Consider the following 1147-nt stretch of genomic DNA (forward strand, 5'->3'; position numbering starts at 1 on the left):
GGAATATCAACCGGTTATCCATCGACTACGCCTGTCGGCCTCGCCTTAGGTCCCGACTTACCCTGGGCAGATCAGCTTGACCCAGGAACCCTTAGTCAATCGGCGCACACGTTTCTCACGTGTGAATCGCTACTCATGCCTGCATTCTCACTCGTGAACCGTCCACAACTCGCTTCCGCGGCTGCTTCACCCGGCACACGACGCTCCCCTACCCATCACAGCACCCGTTGGGGCTATCTGCTGCAATGACACGACTTCGGCGGTACGCTTGAGCCCCGCTACATTGTCGGCGCGGAATCACTAGACCAGTGAGCTATTACGCACTCTTTCAAGGGTGGCTGCTTCTAAGCCAACCTCCTGGTTGTCTGTGCGACTCCACATCCTTTCCCACTTAGCGTACGCTTAGGGGCCTTAGTCGATGCTCTGGGCTGTTTCCCTCTCGACCATGGAGCTTATCCCCCACAGTCTCACTGCCGCGCTCTCACTTACCGGCATTCGGAGTTTGGCTAAGGTCAGTAACCCGGTAGGGCCCATCGCCTATCCAGTGCTCTACCTCCGGCAAGAAACACACGACGCTGCACCTAAATGCATTTCGGGGAGAACCAGCTATCACGGAGTTTGATTGGCCTTTCACCCCTAACCACAGGTCATCCCCCAGGTTTTCAACCCTGGTGGGTTCGGTCCTCCACGAAGTCTTACCTCCGCTTCAACCTGCCCATGGCTAGATCACTCCGCTTCGGGTCTTGAGCGCGCTACTGAATCGCCCTGTTCGGACTCGCTTTCGCTACGGCTTCCCCACTCGGGTTAACCTCGCAACACACCGCAAACTCGCAGGCTCATTCTTCAAAAGGCACGCAGTCACGACGCAAGGAACAAGTCCCTGCGCGACGCTCCCACGGCTTGTAGGCACACGGTTTCAGGTACTATTTCACTCCCCTCCCGGGGTACTTTTCACCATTCCCTCACGGTACTATCCGCTATCGGTCACCAGGGAATATTTAGGCTTAGCGGGTGGTCCCGCCAGATTCACACGGGATTTCTCGGGCCCCGTGCTACTTGGGTGTCTCTCAAACGAGCCGCTGATGTTTCGACTACGGGGGTCTTACCCTCTACGCCGGACCTTTCGCATGTCCTTCGCCTACATCAA

General features: G+C 56.9%; 1 rRNA gene. It reads right to left on the reverse strand.

The features are described 5' to 3' along the window. Nucleotides 1-1147: ribosomal RNA gene (locus IE118_RS33805) — 23S ribosomal RNA — on the reverse strand; the annotation flags it as partial.

It is taken from the genome of Streptomyces pilosus, from assembly GCF_014649835.1.
GTDB lineage: Bacteria > Actinomycetota > Actinomycetes > Streptomycetales > Streptomycetaceae > Streptomyces > Streptomyces pilosus.